At 63.1% G+C, this 4,457-nt stretch carries 3 protein-coding genes; all 3 read left to right on the forward strand.

Going from position 1 to position 4,457, the window contains the following annotated elements; genetic code table 11:
* Positions 1–1,083 (forward strand): glycine cleavage system aminomethyltransferase GcvT (gene gcvT / locus ACR0AJ_RS20995; RefSeq protein WP_170352138.1); only part of this gene is annotated, 1,083 nt, incomplete at its 5' end.
* Positions 1,084–1,100: 17 nt separating this feature from the next.
* Complete coding sequence (gcvH, locus tag ACR0AJ_RS21000; RefSeq protein ID WP_170352139.1) at positions 1,101–1,466, forward strand: glycine cleavage system protein GcvH; 366 nt, start codon at positions 1,101–1,103, stop codon at positions 1,464–1,466.
* A gap of 143 nt (positions 1,467–1,609) precedes the next feature.
* Positions 1,610–4,457: aminomethyl-transferring glycine dehydrogenase (gcvP, locus tag ACR0AJ_RS21005; RefSeq protein ID WP_480741855.1), on the forward strand; the 2,848-nt coding region annotated here is incomplete at its 3' end.

Here is a 4,457-nt window from a genome sequence, read left to right on the forward strand (position 1 = left end):
AAACGCACTCCTCTCTACGATCTCCATGTTGAGTTGGGAGGCAAGCTGGTTGATTTTGCGGGTTGGGAGATGCCTGTTCAGTATCCGCTGGGGATCATGGGTGAGCATAAGCAGTGTCGTGAGAAGGCGGCGGTGTTTGATGTGTCGCATATGGGTCAGGTGATCCTGCGCGGTGAGGATGTAGGCGCGAAGCTTGAGGCGATCTGTCCGCAGGCTTATGCGACGCTGAAGGAAGGCAAAGCCCGCTACGGGTTCTTCACGAACGAAGACGGCGGGATCATGGATGATCTGATCGTGTCGAATGCGGGGGATCATTTCTTTGTGGTGGTGAACGCGGCGCTGCGGCATCAGGACATTCCGCATATGAAAGCGAACCTTGAAGGCGTTGAAGTGACCGAGATCTTCGACCGCGCGCTGGTGGCGGTTCAGGGCCCCAAGGCCGAAGATGTCGTGGGCGAACTGTGCCCGGCGGCGCGGGACCTGAAGTTCATGGAAACCACCGTCGCCGACATCAACGGTGTCGAATGCCGCATCTCGCGGCTGGGCTATACCGGCGAGGACGGGTATGAGATCTCGATCCCCGAAGACAAGGCAATCGAGGTCACCAAGGCCTTTCTGGCGCATGAGGATTGCGAACCTGCGGGTCTGGGCGCGCGCGACAGCCTGCGGCTGGAGGCGGGTCTGTGCCTCTATGGCAATGACATCGACCAGACGACCTCGCCGATTGAGGCGTCCCTTGGCTGGGCCATTCAAAAGCGCCGTAAGGAAGAAGGCGGTTTTCCGGGTGCGGACCGCGTACAAAAGGAACTGGCCGAGGGTCCTGCGCGCAAGCTGGTGGGCATCAAGCCCGACGGTCGCGCCCCCGCGCGTCAGGGCGTCGAAGTCCAATGTGCCGAGGGCAATACCATCGGCCAGATCACCTCGGGCAGCTTTGGCCCCACGGTCGGCGGTCCCGTTGCGATGGGCTATGTGAGCAAGGGTCATGGTGAGCCGGGCGAGAAGGTCAATCTGATCATCCGGGGCAAGGCGCAACCGGCGCAGATCGTGGCGCTGCCCTTCGTCAAACAGAATTACAAGCGTTGAAGTCAGGAGAGAGAGACATGGCAACCTATTATTCCGAAGAGCATGAATGGCTGACCGTCGAAGGGGACACGGCCACTCTGGGCATCACCAAACACGCGGCTGAGCAGCTGGGCGAAGTGGTCTTCGTCGAGCAGCAGGAAGCGGGCGACGAGTTCGAAAAAGGCGGCGAGATCGGCGTGATCGAATCCGTCAAGGCCGCGTCCGAGCTTTATGCGCCGGTCGATGGCGAGATCACCGAGGTCAACGAGGCGCTGGCCGACAACCCCGGCGCGCTGAACGAAGACCCCGAGGGCGAGGCCTGGATCTACAAGATCAAGATCGCGGATGCCGCGCAGCTTGAGGATCTGATGGACGAAGCCGGCTACAAGTCCTTCATCGGGTAAATCTATGTCGGAGCCCTGTCCCTGGGGCTCCGCCCGTTCGGGCCTGAATCTGTCCACCGGACAGATTCCGGGACGGCCCTCACTCTCCGCCGGAGGCTCCCGCAGTCTCCGCCGGACCTGACCTTTTCGACAGGAGCGCTGCAATGGCCTTCAAACTGACCGATTACGAAGCCTATGACTTCGCCAACCGCCGCCACATCGGCCCGTCGCCCACCGAGATGCGCGACATGCTCAAGGTGATCGGCTTCAAGACGCTGGACCAGCTGATCGACGCCACGGTGCCGCCTGCGATCCGGCAGAAAGAGCCGCTGGACTGGGGTCCGGCGATGACGGAACGCGATGCGCTCTTTCACATGAAAGAGGTGGCGAGCAAGAACAAGGTTCTGACCTCGCTGATCGGTCAGGGCTATTACGGCACCACCACGCCGGCGCCGATCCTGCGCAACATCCTGGAAAACCCTGCCTGGTACACCGCCTATACGCCGTATCAGCCCGAGATCAGCCAGGGCCGTCTTGAGGCGCTGTTGAACTTCCAGACCATGGTCAGCGATCTGACCGGGCTGGACGTGGCCAACGCCTCGCTGCTGGATGAAGCCACAGCCGCTGCCGAAGCGATGGCGATGGCCAAGCGCGGCGGTCGCTCCAAGGCCAACAACGCGGCCTTCTTTGTCGACCGCAACTGCCACCCGCAGACCATCGCGGTGATCAAAACCCGGGCTGAGCCGCTGGGCATCGACGTGCAGGTCGGCGACCCCGATGCGCTGGATGCAGGTGCCGTCTTTGGCGCGATCTTCCAGTATCCCGGCACGCATGGCCATGTGCGCGACTTCACCGCCGAGATTGCGGCGCTGCACGAACACAAGGCGATTGCCATCGTCGCCGCCGACATCCTGTCGCTGGCGCTGCTGAAGTCACCGGGCGAGATGGGCGCGGATATCGCCATTGGCTCGACCCAGCGCTTTGGCGTACCAATGGGCTATGGTGGCCCGCACGCCGCTTATATGGCGACCACCGACAAGCTGAAGCGGTCGATGCCCGGCCGGATCATCGGTGTCAGCATCGACAGCCGCGGCAACAAGGCCTACCGCCTGTCGCTGCAAACCCGCGAGCAACACATTCGCCGCGAGAAAGCCAACTCGAACGTCTGCACAGCGCAGGCGCTGCTGGCGGTCATCGCCTCGATGTATGCCGTGTACCACGGCCCCGACGGCATCAAGGCCATCGCGCAATCGGTGCATCGCAAGACCTCGCGCATGGCTGCCGGTCTGGAAGAGGCGGGCTTTGCCGTGGAACCGGAAGTGTTCTTCGACACCATCACGGTTGAGGTCGGCCACCTGCAGAACGTCGTGATGGAGGCCGCCGTGGCCCGTGGCGTCAACCTGCGCAAGGTCGGTGATACCAAGGTGGGCATCAGCCTGGACGAACAGACCCGCCCCGAGACCATCGAGGCCGTCTGGGGCGCCTTCGGCATCGACCGCAAGGATGACAGCTCGAACGTGGCCTACCGCCTGCCGGATTACGCGCTGCGCGAAAGCGCCTATCTGACCCATCCGATCTTCCACCAGAACCGGGCCGAGGCCGAGATCACGCGCTATATGCGCCGTCTGGCCGACCGCGACCTGGCGCTGGACCGGGCGATGATCCCGCTGGGGTCCTGCACCATGAAGCTGAACGCCACGATCGAGATGATCCCGGTCACCTGGCCCGAGTTTGGTAACCTGCACCCGTTCTGCCCCGAAGATCAGGCGCAGGGCTATCACGAGATGATTGCGGATCTGAACGACAAGCTGTGCCAGATCACCGGCTATGACGCGATCTCCCAGCAGCCCAACTCGGGCGCGCAGGGCGAATATGCGGGCCTGCTGACCATCCGCAACTATCACGCATCGCGGGGTGAGGCGCACCGCAATGTCTGCCTGATCCCGACCTCGGCGCATGGCACCAACCCGGCCTCGGCGCAGATGGTGGGCTATCAGGTTGTGCCGGTGCAGGCGGATGAGAACGGCAACATCGATGTCGCCGATTTCCGCGCCAAGGCGGAAAAGCACAGCGATCATCTGGCTGCCTGCATGATCACCTATCCGTCCACCCATGGCGTGTTCGAGACCACCGTGCAGGAGGTCTGCCAGATCACCCATGATCACGGCGGTCAGGTCTATATCGACGGTGCCAACATGAACGCCATGGTCGGCCTGTCGCGTCCGGGTGACATTGGCGGCGACGTCAGCCACCTGAACCTGCACAAGACCTTCTGCATCCCGCATGGCGGCGGCGGCCCCGGCATGGGTCCGATCGGCGTCAAGGCGCATCTGGAAGAGCATCTGCCCGGCCACCCGGAATACGGCAGTGCCATCGGCCCGGTCTCGGCCGCGCCCTTCGGCTCGCCGTCCATTCTGCCGGTCAGCTGGGCCTATGTGCTGCTGATGGGTGGCGCGGGTCTGACCCAGGCCACGAAAGTGGCGATCCTGAACGCCAACTACATCGCGGCGCGTCTGAGCGAGGCCTATCCGATCCTCTACACCTCGGAAACGGGCCGTGTGGCGCATGAATGCATCCTCGACACCCGTCCCTTGGACGAGGCGGCCCATGTCAGCGTCGACGACATCGCCAAACGTCTAGTCGATTCAGGCTTCCACGCGCCCACCATGTCCTGGCCGGTGGCCGGCACCCTGATGGTCGAGCCCACGGAATCGGAACCCATGGCGGAACTCGACCGCTTCTGCGACGCCATGCTGTCCATCCGGGCCGAAGCGCAGGACATCATCGACGGCAAGATCGACGCGGACAACAACCCGCTGAAAAACGCCCCCCACACGGTGCGCGATCTGGTCGGCGACTGGGATCGCCCCTACACCCGAGAACAGGCCTGCTTCCCGCCGGGCTCCATGGGCGTCGACAAATACTGGTCCCCCGTCAACCGCGTCGACAACGCATATGGCGACCGAAACCTCGTCTGCACATGCCCACCAATGGACGCATACCTCGACGCAG

The sequence above is a fragment of the Ruegeria sp. CJ9 genome (genome assembly GCF_056536625.1).

Excerpts from the sequence above, each read along its gene's own strand:
- gcvH (WP_170352139.1), top strand. The coding sequence starts at position 1,101 with ATGGCAACCTATTATTCCGAAGAGCATGAATGGCTGACCGTCGAAGGG.